Raw genomic sequence first — 14,932 nt, 5'->3', positions numbered from 1 at the left:
TCAATCCATGAAGTACACGCACTCTGGCGCCCTGCGCCGGAACGCCCTCGCCTTGTCGCTGGCCTGCGCCGCCTCGCCGGCGTTGGCCCAGGACACTGCGCCGGCCACCACCGAACTGGACCGGGTGATGGTGACCCAGCGCACCGAGGGCTACCAGGTCTATGGCACCAACACCGCCACCAAGCTGCCGCTGACCCTGCGTGAAACCCCGCAGTCGCTGACCGTGTTCACCCGCCAGCGCATCGAGGATTTCAACCTCATCACGATTTCCGAAGTGCTGCAGCAGACGCCGGGCGTCACCATCCAGTCGTATGACAGCAACCGCACGCTGTTCAACGCGCGTGGGTTTGCCATCAACAACTTCATGTTCGATGGCATTCCCACCAACTACACCACTGGCGCCGGCGGCAACTCGATCCTCAGCGACACATCCATCTACGAGCGCATTGAAGTGGTGCGCGGCGCCAGCGGCCTGGTGACCGGTTCGGGCAACCCGTCGGCCACGGTGAACATGGTGCGCAAGCGCCCGACCGAAACGTTCCAGGCCAGCACCAGCCTCAGCGCCGGTTCGTGGGATTACAAGCGCGCCGAAGTGGATGTATCCGGCCCGCTCAGCAAGAGTGGCCGCGTGCGCGGGCGCTTCGTCGGCGCCTACACCGACAAGGAAAGCTGGGTGCGCTTCCAGCATGACAAATCGCCCAGCCTGTACGGGGTGATCGAAGCCGACCTGACCGACAGCACCCGCCTGCGTGCGGGCATCGACTACCTGAAGACCGGTTCCGATGGCGGCGCCTGGAGCGCCTCGCCGCTGTACTTCCGCGATGGCAGCCGCGCGCACATGCCGCGTTCGTACAGCGCCGCAGCGCGCTGGAACGAATGGAACCGCGAAAGCACCAACTACTTCGCCACGCTGGAACAGCAGTTCGGCGCCGGCTGGAGTGGCCGCCTGGCCTACAACCACCGCGCCACCGACACCGATTCGCTGCTGCTGGCCGGTTCCAACACCGGCAACTGGGCCGACCCGGTCACCGGCCTGGGCCTGCGCATTGCCGATACCTACTCGGTCTCGGAAACCCGCGAAGATGCCTTCGACCTGTACGCGTCCGGTCCGTTCCAGCTGTTCGGCCGTTCGCACGAGCTGGTGGTGGGCATCAACCACTACGACCGTGACCTGGACACCATCCGCGCCGGCATCACCTCGCGCCCGTACAGCGTGGCCGCCTTTCCCAGCATCTTCAGCTGGGACGGCAACATCGGCAAGCCGACCACCTACAACTACGGTATTCCGTCCAGCACGGTGAACACCACCGAAACCGGCTACTACGCCGCCGTGCGCCTGAATCCGATCGACCCGCTGAAGATCATCGCCGGCGCGCGCTATTCCGATTACCGCACCACCACCGACAACTACAACACCGACGGCGTGTTCACCAGCCGCAGCGCGCGCACCACCGCGCATGAGCTGACCCCGTACGTGGGCGTGCTGTACGACCTGAGCAGCAGCATCACCGCCTTTGCCAGCTATTCGGACGTGTTCCAGGCCACCGCGCGCCGCGACATCAACAACCAGCTGCTGGACCCCACCACCGGTGGCAACTACGAGTACGGCCTGAAGGCCGACTTCTTCGGCGGCCGCCTGTACGCGGCGTTGAACGGCTTCTACATGAAGCAGGACAACGTGGCCGAACTGGACCCGAACGGTGGTGAGATCAAGCTGCCCGATGGCAGTTCGCCGTACATCGCCAGCCGCGGCATCACCACCCAGGGCGGTGAGTTCGAAGTCTCCGGTTCGATCAACGACCACTGGAGCATGACCGGCGGCTACACCTACAGCTACAGCAGCAACCCCGATGGCAGCCGCTTCGCCAGCACCAGCCCGATGCACCTGGCCCGCTTCAACACCACCTGGACCCATGGCCAGTGGACGCTGGGCGGAGGTGTCAGCGTACAGAGCGAGATCTACCAGATGCAGCCCATTCCCACCGGTCGCTTCACCGCCAGCGGCACGCCGGTCACGGCCACCGGCAAGATGAGCCAGGGCGGCTACGTGCTGTTCGACCTTATGGGCCGCTACCGCATCAACGACAACCTGAGCGTGGGCGTGACGGTCACCAACCTGTTCGACAAGGCCTACTACCGCAACGTCGGCTTCTTCAACTCTGGCTATTGGGGTGAACCGCGCCGCGTGCTGTTCAACCTGCGCGCGAAGTTCTGAGCAACGGCGTAGCATCAGGGGCGGGCCTTCGGGCCCGCCTTTTCATTGCCCGCCAAGGAAACACCCGATGCTGCACCGTGCCCTGTCCTGCCCTGCCCGCCTGCTGCTGACACTGGCCCTGCTGCTGGGCACGCCCCTGTTGCAGGCCCGCGAGGTCGCCGCACCGGCCGCCCATGTTGAGGCCGATGGCCCCTATGTGTTCCGCCAGGGCAACCAGCTGCAGGCCAAGTGGATCTGCGCCGACAAGGTCGAGTCGCACTCGCTGGCCATTGGCGCAGCAGGCACCGATGTCGCGCCGCGCTGCGGGTACGCGCACACCGTGCACGTGGCCGCACCCACTGCGCCCTCGGTCTCCGTGCTGCCGGCGGTGCCGCGCATCGTGGCGCTGTCCGACATCCATGGCCAGTACGGGCTGCTGGTGCGCCTGCTGCGCGCCAACAAGGTGATCGATGCCCAGGACCGCTGGGCCATGGGCAAGGACACCCTGGTCATCGCCGGTGATGTGTTCGACCGCGGCCCGCAGGTGACCGAAGCGTTCTGGCTGCTGTATGGCCTTCAGCAGCAGGCCGCCGCTGCCGGTGGCGCGGTGCACTTCGTGCTCGGCAACCACGAAACCATGGTGCTGTACGACGACCTGCGCTACGTCAACCCGAAGTACCTGCGCAGCGCGCAGCTGCTTGGCCGCAGCTACCCGCAGCTGTACGGCGCTGATTCGGTGATCGGCCAATGGCTGCGCACCCGCCCGGTGCTGCTGAAGATCGGTGACACCCTGTTCCTGCACGGCGGCATCTCGCCCGAGGCGGTGGCACTGGCGCTGGACCCGGCGCGCACCAATGCGGCCTACCAGGCCTCGCTGGGCCTGCCCAAGGCCGAAGTGAAGGCCGATCCCGCCACCGCGCCGCTGTATGACGGCAAGACCAGCCCGATCTGGTACCGCGGCTATTTCGACGGGCGTCTCGACACGGCGGGCGTGCAGGCGGTACTGGACCGCCTGCAACTGAAGCGCATCGTGGTTGGCCATACCTCGATGCCGCACGTCAGCAGCTTCCATGGCGACCGCGTGATCGCGATCGACAGCAGCATCAAGAACGGCGAGAACGGCGAGCTGCTGTTCATCGAGAACGGCGCGCTCAGCCGTGGCCTGCTGGACGGCTCGCGGGTGCCGTTGGCAGAAGACTGGGCAAAAGACACAAGCAAATGATCCATCCGCAACAGTAAGCATCGGACCGTGCAGGAGCACTACAACCGCTTCCAAATTCGTGGCAGGCTATGTTCGGCCTACGCCGTTCATATCAAGGATTGATCTAATGCAACGAATTGACGACTTTTACTGTCTAGCCAACTCAAAGAAGCATAGCGGAAGATGCATAGCTGGAAAGATAAGGCTAAATAGCGGCGATTGGGTATGGATTAGACCCGTCGGCACGACCGAAGGGAAAGAGATAACAGAACAGGACCGGGTTTACGAATCTGGGAAAACGGCGCAAGTCTTCGACGTAATCAACATAGCCGTACTAAAGAAAGACAATCATCAGTTTCAGAAAGAAAACGTTGTTATTGATAATCGCCACTACTGGATCAAGGAGTCGACTTTCGATAAGTCAATTCTGAAAACTCTTGAAGACAGGCCAAGCACACTATGGGAGAACGGCGACTCATCCTATTCGGGACTCAACGACCGTGTCGATATCAACATCCTTACACACCAGAGAGAAACCCTCTACTTGATACAGCCACAGGATCTTGAATTCACAGTACTTGCTGAGGGAGCCAGCTTTGGCGACCACAAGAGATCGATTAGGGCTCACTTTAATTTTAACGGAACTAAATACGCCCTAAAGGTTACCGACCCATCAATCATAGAGAGGTACCTATCCATGGAGAACGGGAGGTACAAGGACGCATCAGTCACCCACCTCACCATTAGCCTTGGCGAGCCTTACAAGGGCCACGCCTACAAACTCGTAGCGGCAGCACTTTAATTATAAAATGAAGATATCAACCATCGGATTCACAAAAAAGTCTGCGCAGCGATTCTTCACACTCCTGGAAGAGTCAAACACAAAAACACTGATTGACGTCCGACTTAACAACGTCTCCCAACTTTCCGGATTCGCCAAGCGAGACGACCTAAAATTCTTCTTAAAGAAAATATGTGGGATAGAGTACATCCACATCACCGACCTTGCACCACAGAAGGAAGCACTCAAAGCATATCAAGACAAAAAAATGTCATGGGAATCGTATGAGTCCGAATTCATCAACCTAATGGAAAAAAGAAACATCGAGCACACCCTGGAGAAGAGCGTAATTGAGCACAGCTGCCTCCTCTGCAGCGAAGACAAACCACACCACTGCCACCGCCGTCTAGTGGCCGAATACTTGAAAAGAAAATGGAACGACGAGAAAGTAGAAATAATTCACCTGAAATAAAAAACAACATATTTGTAAACTACCCAAAAGGATTCAAATCGCAAGAGAAATTCAACAGAAAGATCAGAAATTATACTTCAAAAATTATCCAGCCATCATTTTCGGCAATTTCCGATCCAGAAGAACTCCTTGCCAGCTACTGCCTTTCGAACGGATCCACATTCCATCAAACAGAAGACGCAGCAAATGACTGCACACACGCAATACTATTCCTAGACCAGAAATCAGACTCATCACCAATAGCCACACTGACAAAAAGAAACATCCCGCAGAAGAGAATCCCCATAAAACTAACGACAGTTGCAAACAAGGACAGAGGTGAAATTTTTGACGTGTATATAGGACGAGGAACAGTCTGGGGAAATCCGTATCCAATCGGAAGAGAAGGAGATCGCGAAGAAGTACTAAGAAAGTATAAATATGATTTTGATCGAAAGCTCCTCAGATTCTTTGAAAACCACGACGCCAACATAGAGTCAATCAGAGGAAAAATTCTTGGATGTCACTGCAAGCCATCCGCCTGCCATGGAGACATCATTGCCGATTACGTAAACTCGCTTGACGACGGACTATGATCAAAATAAGAAACTAAACTTACTTAAAGAACACGAGGACTGCGGGCACAGAAGATCCAGCTGACAGCAAAATCCCAACAACATCCATAGAACTCAGTGTCATTTCATTCAAATCAGGCGCTCGATAACGCCGAAAGAATGGAACGTGAATTTCGGCCTCTTCAGATTCTCACAGTACGAGAAGTAGCCGCCCCCTCTTCACCCGGTTTGCCGCTATCCTCCGCAGCCGAGACGCCGACCGGTCTGCACCGGGCCGGCGGGACCGTCCCCGCCCGAGGAGCCCCCGCGTATGCGCGTATTGATTGCTGAAGACGACCCGGACATTGCCTCCGGCCTGTGCGCCTCGTTGCGCCGGCAGGGGCATGTGGTCGACCACGTCGACAATGGCGCGCACGCCGATGCTGCGCTGGGCTCCACCCAGTACGCGCTGCTGGTGCTGGACCTGGGCCTGCCGCAGCTGGACGGCCGCGATGTGCTGCAGCGCCTGCGCCAGCGCGGTGATGGCCTGGCGGTACTGGTGGTGACCGCGCGCGATGGCCTGGCCGAACGCGTGCGCGTGCTCGACCTCGGTGCCGATGACTATCTGGTCAAACCGTTCGCGCTGGACGAATTCGAAGCGCGCGTGCGTGCACAGCTGCGCCGGGTCACCAGCAATGGCAATCCGGACCTGCGCATCGGCCGCCTGCGCCTGGACCTGGCCGGTCACCGGGTGTGGATCGATGACCAGTCGCTGGAACTGACCGCACGGGAGTTCGGCCTGCTGTCGGCTCTGGCGGTACGCGCCGAGCGCATCGTCTCGCGCGCGCAGCTGGTGGAAGCACTGTGCGACTGGGGCCAGGACCTGACCGACAACGGCCTGGACATCGCCCTGCACCGCCTGCGCCGCAAGCTGCAGCCCGGCGGCATGGGCATCCGCACCGTGCGCGGGTTGGGCTACATGCTGGAAGACGGGCAGGACGACAGCACCCCGTGATCAGTGGACCGCCCAGCCTGCGCCGCCGCCTGCTCGCCTTCCTGGCGTTGCCGATGCTGGGCCTGCTCATCTTCAATACGATCCTGGCCTATTACGTTGCGCTGGACTATTCCAACCGCATCCACGACCGCAACCTGATCGACGATACGCATTCGTTCGCGCAGATGCTGAGCACCATGCCGGTGACCAGTGACCTGTCACCGCAGGCGCGCTTCCTGATCGAATACGATCCCGACGGCCATCGCTATTTCAACGTCGACAGCAGCCGCAAGGGCACCCTCAGCGGCAACGCCGACTTCAGCCCTTACGCGCCGTCGCAGGACTGTGCGGGCGTGCATCCGGCGCTGTATGACGGCAACCTCAACGGCCAGCAGGTGCGCATGGCCACCGTCTGCACGCAGGCGATGAACGATCCGCAGGACCAGCTGGCGGTGACCGTGGCCGAAAGCATGGCCGACCGCCGCCAGCGCGCGCGCGAGATCCTGATGATCATCATCCCGCTGATGACCATGCTGGCGCTGGGCACCGCCGCGTTGGTCTGGTTCGGCGTGACCTACGGCCTGCGCATCCTGACCCCGCTGAGGACCCGCCTGGCACAGCGCCGCGGCGAACTGGCGCCGATCTCCGATGCCGACGTGCCGGAAGAGATCCAGCCGCTGATCAGCACCATCGACGATCTGTTCGCGCGCCAGGCCGAGATGATCACCCTGCAGAACCGCTTCATCGCCGATGCCGCCCACCAGCTGCGTTCGCCGCTGGCCGGCATGGCCCTGCACGTTGACCAGGCGCTGGCGCATGGCGACCCGGACACCGTGCGCGAAGCCCTGCAGCACATCCGCCGGCTCAACCAGCGCACCGCCCGGGTCAGCACCCAGCTGCTGGCGCTGAGCCGGGCACAGACCGTGCCGGACACGGTGGAAGCGCTGGACCTGTGCGAACTGGTCCCGCAATGGGTTGGCATACGCGTGCCGGAGGCGATCCGCGATGGCATCGACCTCGGCTACCGCGGCAGCAGCCAGCCGCTGCGCGTGCTCGGCAACGGCGCCATGCTGCAGGAGGCGCTGGACAACCTGATCGACAACGCCCTGCGCTATGCCGGCCGTGATGCCACCGTCACGGTTGGCGTGCACGCGCTGGATGACAATGACGTCGAACTGTACGTGGAAGACAACGGCCCCGGCGTGCCCGAGGACGTGATGCCCCGGCTCGGCGAACGCTTCTTCCGTGCCCCCGGCACCGCCGCCAGCGGCACCGGGCTGGGGTTGGCCATCGCCCATGAGGCGGTGGAGCACTTCGGCGGGCGCCTGGCCTTCCTCAACCGGCCCGGTGGCGGGCTGAAGGTGGCCATCACGCTGCCGCTGCTGAAGGCCCCCTGACCCGGCCCGGGGCGTTGAAAGGCTGGTGAAAATCGCGCTTGCGATCCTGCCATCCCCACTGCCGTCCCGGAGCCGCCAGGTGACCGAATCGCACGACTTCTTCCTCCCCGGTGGCCCGCAGGGCGTGCTGCTGGTGCATGGCCTGACCGGCACCCCGGCGGAAATGCGCATGCTGGGCAAGGGCCTGAACAACGCCGGGTTCACCGTGCATGGCGTGCAGCTGCCCGGCCATTGCGGCACCGTGGATGACCTGCTGGCGACCACCTGGGAGCAGTGGTACCAGGGCGTGGAAGATGCGGCGGCCGAGCTGCGCGGCAAGGTCGACCAGCTGTTCGTCGGTGGCCTGTCGATGGGCGCGGTGCTGTCGCTGGCACTGGCCGCGCGCCGTCCGGAGTGGGTGTCCGGCGTCGGCGTGTATGGCGCCACCTTCCGTTACGACGGCTGGAACATCCCGGCCGTGGCCCGCCTGTCGTTCCTGCTGCCGTGGTTCAAGCGCTTCAACATCGGCCGCGACCGCATGTTCATGGAGGAGCCGCCGTACGGCCTGCGTGACGAGCGCCTGCGCGCGCAGGTCAGCGCCGCCATGCTGTCCGGCGACAGCGCCGCCGCCGGCCTGCCTGGCAACCCCTGGCATGCCCTGGCCGAAATGCGTGCACTGAGCCACTGGACCCGCCGCCACCTGCACCAGGTGACTGCCCCGTGCCTGGTGATGCACGCCCGTGAGGATGATGTGGCCAGCATGGGCAATGCCGAACTGGTGATGTCGCGGGTCAGCGGCCCGAAGGAACTGGTGGTACTGGAAGACAGTTACCACATGATCACCATCGACCGCGAACGCCGCGACGTCATCCGTCGCAGCGCGCGTTTCTTCACCGAAATCGGTGAACGCAGCGGCGTGCTCAAGGCGGTGGCCTGAGATGGGGGCACTCGCCACCCTGCTGTGGCTGGCCAACGTCGTGCTCGATACCGGTGGCCAGCTCGCCTTCAAGGCTGCGGCCAGCGACCCGCAGGACGGCGAAGGCCTGCAACGCTGGAAACACATGCTCAGCCGCCCCTGGCTGTGGATCGGCATCGCCTGCTATGTGCTTGAGTTCGTCGCCTGGATCGCCTTCCTGTCGCTGGTACCGCTGTCCAAAGGCGTGCTGCTGGGCTCGATCAACATCGTGGCGCTGATGATCGCCGGCCGCTTCCTGTTCCGCGAGAAGCTCACGCCGTTGCGGGTCACCGGCATGCTGCTGGTTACCGCCGGCGTAGCCGTGGTGGGGGCCGGCTCATGAGGCGCCTGTATGTGATCGGTTTCCCGCTGCTGATGGCCTTCGACACATTGGCCCAGCTGTGCTTCAAGTATGCCGGCGATGCCGCGCTGCCGGTCGAAGCCAACAGCGCGTGGCTGCTGCGCGTGCTGTCGCAGCCGTGGGTCTACGGCGCCATCCTCGGCTACATCGGTGCCTTCTTCACCTGGATGAGCCTGCTGCGCCATGCGCCGATCGGCCCAGCATTCGCCGCTTCGCACCTGGAAGTGATCAGCGTGCTGCTGCTGTCGGCCTGGCTGTTGAACGAGCCACTGACCCTGCATCACCTGGTCGGCGCGGTACTGATCGTGGCCGGCATCGTCTGCCTGGGCCGTGCCGAAGCAGACGACCCGCACAGCCCCGCCGAAAGCACCGCGTGAGCGCGTTGCGATGAGCCTGTTCGCGCGCGAACTGCCACCGACCGCAGGCCTGCCGATGCAGGCCAGCGACTTCCTTCCCGGTGGTGGCGACCTGCGCGACATCCTGGCCCGACAGCTCGGCACACCGCCGCTGCAGCTGACCTGCTCCGGTACCCACGCGCTGCTGATCGCGCTGCGCACCCTGCGCAAGCGCGCGCCCAATCGTGACACCGTGATCCTGCCGGCCTACACCTGCCCGCTGGTGCCGATCGCGGTGCACAGCCTGGGCCTGCGCGTGCAGCTGTGCGATACCCGCCACGGCCACTTCGACTTCGATCCCGGCCAGCTCAAGCGGCTGGCCGATGCGCGCACGCTGGCGATCCTGCCAACCCACCTCGGTGGCCGCATCGCCGATGTCGAGCTGGCCTGCGAGATTGCACGCGGCGCGGGTGCCTGGGTCATCGAGGATGCCGCGCAGGCACTGGGTGCACGGATCGGCAACAGCAGTGTCGGCCTGCGCGGCGATATCGGTTTCTTCAGCCTGGCCGCCGGCAAGGGATTGAGCCTGCACGAAGGCGGCCTGCTGGTCAGCCGCGACGACGAGCTGCGTGCCGCGCTGGCCGGACATGCTGCCGAACAGGTACGTTTCAGCCTGCGCTGGGAGCTGCTGCGCAGCGTGCAGCTGCTCGGCCTGGCGGCCTGCTACCGACCTTCGCTGCTGTCGCTGGTATACGGCAATCCACTGCGCGGCGCGCTGCAGCGTGGCGACCTGGAAGAAGCGGTCGGTGACATTTTCCCGCTGCAGATTCCGCAGCACCGGGTCAGCCAGTGGCGGCAGAACATCGGTGCCCATGCCGCGCGGCGATTGCCTGCCTTCCTGCAGGCCGGGCGCCTGCGTGCGTTGCAGCTGCGCGTGCAGCTGGCCCAGCTGCCGGCGGTGGAGGTGGTCGATGGGCTGGCCGGTACCGGTGGCACCTGGCCGATGCTGATGCTGCTGCTGCCCAGCCAACGTGCCCGCGATGCGGCACTGAAAAACCTGTGGCCGCGCGGCCTCGGCGCCAGCCGCATGTTCATCCATGCGCTGCCCGACTACGTCTACCTGCGCGGCATCGTGCCGGCCACCGACGTGCCCAACGCACGCGACTTCGCCGCACGCATGCTGACTCTCGGCAACAGCGCCTGGCAGACCCGTGAAGAGACTGCGGACATCCTGCGGGCGCTGGCTGACGCCCAACCCTGAAAGCAGCTGTTTGCGGGCACTTCGCGCATTCAGCAAGATCATTTCCTGAACGCTTCCCACGCCTGGAAATGAAGGCTTTCAACAGGAAAGGAACGAGAAAGGCGGCCTGCCTACATTGAGCCTGCCCCGGCACCGTGCCGGACGCCTTTCCCATCGACGGACCTGCCCATGCACTGGAGCATCCTGTGTGACTTCGACGGCACCATCAGCCTCGAAGATGTCATCGACTCGCTGCTGGAGAAGTACGGCCAGCCGGGCTGGCAGGAACTGGAAGAACAGTGGAAGTCGGGAAAGATCGGCTCGCGTGAATGCATGCAGGGCCAGGTGCGGCTGCTGAAGCTGGACCCGGCCACGCTTGATGCGCACCTGGACCAGGTGCAGATCGATCCGGGCTTCACTGCCTTCGTCGCCCGCGCCGAGCAGCTGGGCCTGCCGCTGCGCATCGTCAGCGATGGCCTGGACTATGCGATCCACCGCATCCTCGCCAACCACGGCCTGTCGCGGCTGCCGGTGGTGGCCAACCACCTGCGCTGGTGCGAAGACCACTGGGAACTGGAATCGCCCTACCAGTCCGAAGGGTGCCGCAGCGGCACCTGCAAGTGCACCTGCGCTGCGCAGGCACGTGCCAACGAAGCACCGCGCGTGCTGATGATCGGCGACGGCAGTTCGGACTTCTGCGTGTCGGAGGATGCCGACTTCGTGTTTGCCAAGCGCCGCCTGATCACCCATTGCACCCATGCCGGCATCGAACATGCCGCGATCGATACCTTCCACGATGCCATCGCGCTGTTGCCGCGTCTGCTCGATGGCAGCCTGCTGCAGCCACGTCGCATCGACGCCAGCCCGCAGCCCACCGCACTGCCCCTGCTGCTGGCCACCGCCTGAGCACTCCCTTTCAGTCCCGCTCCCCCGTTGCCCCCTTTCGAACGTCCTTCACGGAACCGAACTGCATGAACATTTTTGACAAGAACGCCGACGCCGCTGCCTCCGACGCGCAACTGCTGGCCGACGAAGCCCGCTACAGCTCCTTCGGCGACACCGTCCACTACGTCGACCCGCCGAAGATCTTCCAGCGCGGCGAAGGCAGCTACATGTTCGACGGTGCGGGCGTGCCCTACCTCGACCTGCAGATGTGGTACTCGGCCTGCAACTTCGGCTACAGCAACAAGCGCCTGAACGATGCGCTGAAGGACCAGATCGACACCCTGCCGCAGGTCGCCAGCCAGTACCTGCACCCGACCCGCGTACAGCTGGCCAAGACCATTGCCGTGGACATGCACGAGAAGTTCGGCCTCGACGGCCGCGTGCACTTCAATGTCGGCGGCGCACAGGCCATCGAAGACTCGCTGAAGATCGTGCGCAACGCACGCGGCGGCAAGAGCCTGATGTTCGCCTTCGAAGGCGGCTACCACGGGCGCACCCTGGGTGCCTCGTCGATCACTTCCAGCTACCGCTACCGCCGCCGCTACGGTCATTTCGGCGAGCGCGCGATGTTCATCCCGTTCCCGTACCCCTTCCGCCGCCCGAAGGGCATGACCCCGGACGAGTATTCCGACCACTGCGTGTGGCAGTTCGAGCGTCTGTTCGAAAGCGAATACAACGGCGTGTGGGATCCCAAGGTCGGCCAGGCCGAGTACGCCGCGTTCTACGTCGAGCCGATCCAGGGCACCGGCGGCTACGTCATCCCGCCGCGCAACTTCTTCACCGGCCTCAAGCGCGTGCTGGACAAGTACGGCATCCTGATGGTCGTCGATGAAATCCAGATGGGCTTCTGGCGCACCGGCAAGCTGTGGTCGATCGAGCACTTCGGCGTGACCCCGGACGTGCTGGTGTTCGGCAAGGCGCTGACCAACGGCCTGAACCCGCTGTCGGGCCTGTGGGCGCGCGAAGAGCTGATCAACCCGACCGTGTTCCCGCCGGGCTCCACCCACTCCACCTTCAACTCCAACCCGCTGGGCACCCGCCTGGGCCTGGAAGTGTTGAAGCTGGGCAAGGAAATGGACTACGAGCGCACCGTGCCGGAAAAGGGCGCGTACTTCCTCGACGGCCTGCGTGGCCTGCAGAAGCGCCACCCGGAAATCGGCGACGTCGACGGCCTGGGCCTGGCCCTGCGTGCGGAAATCTGCCAGACCGACGGCTACACGCCGAACAAGGAACTGCTGGACCGCATGGTCGACATCGGCCTGGCCGGTGACCTGCTGCACGACGGCAAGCGCATGGGCCTCGTGCTCGACGTGGGTGGCTGGTACAAGAACGTGATCACCTTCGCGCCGTCGCTGGACATCAGCTACGAAGAGATCGACCTGGCGATCACCCTGCTCGACCAGGCGCTGACCAAGGCCAAGGGCTGAGGTCGATGCGCTGCCGGTTCCCGTGCCGATGGAGATGACGTCACGTGCGTCCAGCACTGCGCTGGAACCGGCCGCGCTGCTGGAGGGCTTCCTGGCCCACCCGCCGCTCGGATTCGAGGCAAGCCGCCTGCCCAGCGGCCTGCCGACCTTCCGTGCGCCGCTGGACCTGACCACCACGATGGACGACGCACTGCGCGGCAAGCTGCTTGGCCTGCCGCTGTCGCGCCTGTGGCGGCCCTGGATCACCTGGCAGACCCGCTTCGTCGGTGCCACCAGCACCGAGTACACCCCGCTGCCGGCGCACCTCGCGCCGGAGGCGCTGGCCGAGGACGTGACGCGTCACGCGATCGGCGATACCCGGCTGCTGGTGGTCAAGGACCTGGCGATCGATTCACCGCTGCTGGACGACGCCGCCAATGCACACAGCGGGGCCTTCCTGCAGGCGCTGCTGGCACGTGGCTTCGTTGAACTGGAAGGCATGCCGCTGGCCTGGGTGGCGATCGATTTCGATTCGCTCGACGGCTATCTCGGCCGCCTGTCGTCTTCGCGTCGCAAGAACATCCGGCGCAAGCTGCGCTCGCGTGATGACCTGCAGATCGACTGCATCGCCAGCGGTGATCCGGCGCTGGCGGACCCGCAGCTGCAGGCCGAACTGTATGCCCTTTACCTGGGCGTATATGCGCAGAGCGCGGTGCATTTCGACCAGCTCGACCTGCCCTACTTCCAGCACCTGCTGGCCGACAGCCAGGGCCAGGGGCGGATGTTCCTGTACCGCCACCAGGGCCAGCTGATCGGCTGGAACCTGTGCTACGTGCACGCCGGCAAGCTGGTGGACAAGTACATCGGCCTGGCCTACCCGCAGTCGCGCGAGCACAACCTGTACGCGGTCAGCTGGATGCACAACCTCGAATACGCGCTGCAGCACGGCCTGAGCCATTACGTGGCCGGCTGGACCGACTCGCGGATCAAGGCCGAACTGGGTGCGAGCTTCACTTCCACCCGGCATGCGATCCACGCGCGCTCACCGCTGCTGCGCGCCGCCCTGCGCAGGCTGGCGCCGCATCTGCAGGGCGAACCTGATGGAGGCGGTTGAACGATGCCGTTGCGTTCCCCGCTGATCCTGGACCTGGATGGTGGCGTGCTGCCGCTGCCCCAAGCGCAGACCCTGGCCCTGCCGCAGTGGCACGATCCGCTGCGCTTTGCCTGCAGCAATGCCACGCTGAACCGCTTCGCTGCTGAAGTGCTGGCCCCGCTGCCGGCCCAGCTCGGCACGGTCATGCTTGGCAGTGGCGATTTCCATCACCTCAGCCTGCCGCTGCTGCAGCGCATGCGCCCGCAACAGCCCTTCCAGCTGGTGGTGCTGGACAACCATCCGGACAACATGCGCTTTCCGTTCGGCATGCATTGCGGCTCGTGGGTGAACGCCGCCAGCAAGCTGCCGCAGATTTCGCACATCCATGTGCTGGGCATCACCTCCAGCGACATCGGCCTTGGCCATGCCTGGGAGAACCATTGGCGCCCTCTGCTGGGCGGTCGCCTCACGTACTGGTGCATGGACGTGGACGTGGGCTGGGGCCATCGCCTGGGCATGGGCCGCGCCTTCCGCCGTTTCGAACATCCCGAGGCACTGGTGGCTGCGTTCGCTGCCGAGCAGGCCAAGTCGCCGCAACCGACCTACCTGTCCATCGACAAGGATGTGTTCGCCGAGGACGTGGCCCGCAGCAACTGGGATCAGGGCCGTTTCCAGCTGGAAGACGCGCTGGTGGTGATCGAGGCGCTGCGCGCCGGCGGACTGGTCGGCAGTGACATCACCGGCGAAGTGTCGCTGGCCAATTACCGCAGCCGGTTCAAGCGCTGGCTGTCGTCGCTGGATGGCCAGCCCGACATCAGCGCCGACGATCTGCCGGTGTGGCAGGCACGGCACCAGCAGGTGAACCGCGAACTGCTGGCCGCGATGGCCGCGGTGCCGACGGCCTGCTGACCGCTTGCGGTCGCGCCGGCTGCTGGCCGGCGTGGCGTCGGTAGTGCCGGCCGCTGGCCGGCCATGCCAACCAAGGTTGGCAACTACCAGACCCAGGCAGAGTCGGTAGTGCCGGCCGCTGGCCGGCAGCCTCATCG

At 64.0% G+C, this 14,932-nt stretch carries 15 protein-coding genes; all 15 read left to right on the top strand.

Going from position 1 to position 14,932, the window contains the following annotated elements:
- The first annotated feature begins 7 nt into the window (after nt 1–7).
- Nucleotides 8–2,215: a TonB-dependent siderophore receptor gene (locus tag QRO93_RS13085; RefSeq protein ID WP_053449163.1), complete on the top strand. Its 2,208-nt coding sequence runs from the start codon at nt 8–10 to the stop codon at nt 2,213–2,215.
- 67 nt (nt 2,216–2,282) lie between these two features.
- Nucleotides 2,283–3,416 (top strand): metallophosphoesterase, encoded by a 1,134-nt coding sequence (locus QRO93_RS13080; RefSeq protein WP_180878224.1) that lies wholly within the window; start codon nt 2,283–2,285, stop codon nt 3,414–3,416.
- Nucleotides 3,417–3,522: 106 nt separating this feature from the next.
- A complete protein-coding gene (locus QRO93_RS13075; protein ID WP_285304250.1) occupies nt 3,523–4,197 on the top strand; it encodes a dual OB domain-containing protein in 675 nt (224 codons plus the stop codon).
- 7 nt (nt 4,198–4,204) lie between these two features.
- Nucleotides 4,205–4,648 (top strand): DUF488 family protein, encoded by a 444-nt coding sequence (locus tag QRO93_RS13070; RefSeq protein WP_180878222.1) that lies wholly within the window; start codon nt 4,205–4,207, stop codon nt 4,646–4,648.
- Nucleotides 4,609–5,223, top strand: a complete 615-nt coding sequence (locus tag QRO93_RS13065; RefSeq protein WP_285304249.1) for a DUF4326 domain-containing protein — start codon at nt 4,609–4,611, stop codon at nt 5,221–5,223. The genes QRO93_RS13070 and QRO93_RS13065 overlap by 40 nt, the downstream gene beginning before the upstream one ends.
- Before the next feature lie 289 nt (nt 5,224–5,512).
- Entirely contained in the window at nt 5,513–6,196 is a 684-nt protein-coding gene (locus QRO93_RS13060) for a response regulator (RefSeq protein ID WP_180878220.1), read from the top strand.
- Complete coding sequence (locus tag QRO93_RS13055) at nt 6,193–7,572, top strand: sensor histidine kinase (RefSeq protein WP_180878219.1); 1,380 nt, start codon at nt 6,193–6,195, stop codon at nt 7,570–7,572. The genes QRO93_RS13060 and QRO93_RS13055 overlap by 4 nt, the downstream gene beginning before the upstream one ends.
- A gap of 79 nt (nt 7,573–7,651) precedes the next feature.
- Nucleotides 7,652–8,488: a carboxylesterase gene (locus tag QRO93_RS13050; protein ID WP_008266311.1), complete on the top strand. Its 837-nt coding sequence runs from the start codon at nt 7,652–7,654 to the stop codon at nt 8,486–8,488.
- 1 nt (nt 8,489) lies between these two features.
- On the top strand, nt 8,490–8,849 hold the full coding sequence (locus QRO93_RS13045; RefSeq protein ID WP_006425769.1) for an EamA family transporter: 360 nt from the start codon (nt 8,490–8,492) through the stop codon (nt 8,847–8,849).
- Nucleotides 8,846–9,244 carry a multidrug efflux SMR transporter gene (locus QRO93_RS13040; RefSeq protein ID WP_006425768.1) on the top strand — a complete coding sequence of 133 codons (399 nt, stop codon included), beginning with the start codon at nt 8,846–8,848 and terminating at the stop codon, nt 9,242–9,244. The genes QRO93_RS13045 and QRO93_RS13040 overlap by 4 nt, the downstream gene beginning before the upstream one ends.
- A gap of 10 nt (nt 9,245–9,254) precedes the next feature.
- The gene (locus QRO93_RS13035) at nt 9,255–10,463 is read left to right on the top strand and encodes a DegT/DnrJ/EryC1/StrS family aminotransferase (RefSeq protein WP_180878218.1); all 1,209 of its coding nucleotides are present in this window, start codon (nt 9,255–9,257) and stop codon (nt 10,461–10,463) included.
- A gap of 168 nt (nt 10,464–10,631) precedes the next feature.
- Nucleotides 10,632–11,348: an MtnX-like HAD-IB family phosphatase gene (locus tag QRO93_RS13030; RefSeq protein WP_053449159.1), complete on the top strand. Its 717-nt coding sequence runs from the start codon at nt 10,632–10,634 to the stop codon at nt 11,346–11,348.
- A 65-nt stretch (nt 11,349–11,413) separates the two neighbouring features.
- Nucleotides 11,414–12,814, top strand: a complete 1,401-nt coding sequence (locus QRO93_RS13025; RefSeq protein WP_006425764.1) for an aspartate aminotransferase family protein — start codon at nt 11,414–11,416, stop codon at nt 12,812–12,814.
- Between the two features lie 28 nt (nt 12,815–12,842).
- A complete protein-coding gene (locus tag QRO93_RS13020; RefSeq protein WP_053449158.1) occupies nt 12,843–13,907 on the top strand; it encodes a GNAT family N-acetyltransferase in 1,065 nt (354 codons plus the stop codon).
- A gap of 3 nt (nt 13,908–13,910) precedes the next feature.
- Nucleotides 13,911–14,795, top strand: coding sequence for an arginase family protein (locus tag QRO93_RS13015; protein WP_180878217.1), 885 nt, complete (start codon nt 13,911–13,913; stop codon nt 14,793–14,795).
- Nucleotides 14,796–14,932: the final 137 nt, after the last annotated feature.

Source organism: Stenotrophomonas maltophilia group sp. Smal17 (assembly GCF_030237045.1).
Taxonomy (GTDB): Bacteria; Pseudomonadota; Gammaproteobacteria; order Xanthomonadales; family Xanthomonadaceae; genus Stenotrophomonas; species Stenotrophomonas forensis.
This window is presented reverse-complemented; position numbering and strand designations above follow the sequence as displayed.

Coding starts and splice junctions, on each gene's coding strand:
- QRO93_RS13085 (WP_053449163.1), top strand. CDS start 8: ATGAAGTACACGCACTCTGGCGCCCTGCGCCGGAACGCCCTCGCCTTG.
- QRO93_RS13080 (WP_180878224.1), top strand. CDS start 2,283: ATGCTGCACCGTGCCCTGTCCTGCCCTGCCCGCCTGCTGCTGACACTG.
- QRO93_RS13075 (WP_285304250.1), top strand. CDS start 3,523: ATGCAACGAATTGACGACTTTTACTGTCTAGCCAACTCAAAGAAGCAT.
- QRO93_RS13070 (WP_180878222.1), top strand. CDS start 4,205: ATGAAGATATCAACCATCGGATTCACAAAAAAGTCTGCGCAGCGATTC.
- QRO93_RS13065 (WP_285304249.1), top strand. CDS start 4,609: ATGGAACGACGAGAAAGTAGAAATAATTCACCTGAAATAAAAAACAAC.
- QRO93_RS13060 (WP_180878220.1), top strand. CDS start 5,513: ATGCGCGTATTGATTGCTGAAGACGACCCGGACATTGCCTCCGGCCTG.
- QRO93_RS13045 (WP_006425769.1), top strand. CDS start 8,490: ATGGGGGCACTCGCCACCCTGCTGTGGCTGGCCAACGTCGTGCTCGAT.
- QRO93_RS13040 (WP_006425768.1), top strand. CDS start 8,846: ATGAGGCGCCTGTATGTGATCGGTTTCCCGCTGCTGATGGCCTTCGAC.
- QRO93_RS13035 (WP_180878218.1), top strand. CDS start 9,255: ATGAGCCTGTTCGCGCGCGAACTGCCACCGACCGCAGGCCTGCCGATG.
- QRO93_RS13030 (WP_053449159.1), top strand. CDS start 10,632: ATGCACTGGAGCATCCTGTGTGACTTCGACGGCACCATCAGCCTCGAA.
- QRO93_RS13025 (WP_006425764.1), top strand. CDS start 11,414: ATGAACATTTTTGACAAGAACGCCGACGCCGCTGCCTCCGACGCGCAA.
- QRO93_RS13020 (WP_053449158.1), top strand. CDS start 12,843: ATGGAGATGACGTCACGTGCGTCCAGCACTGCGCTGGAACCGGCCGCG.
- QRO93_RS13015 (WP_180878217.1), top strand. CDS start 13,911: ATGCCGTTGCGTTCCCCGCTGATCCTGGACCTGGATGGTGGCGTGCTG.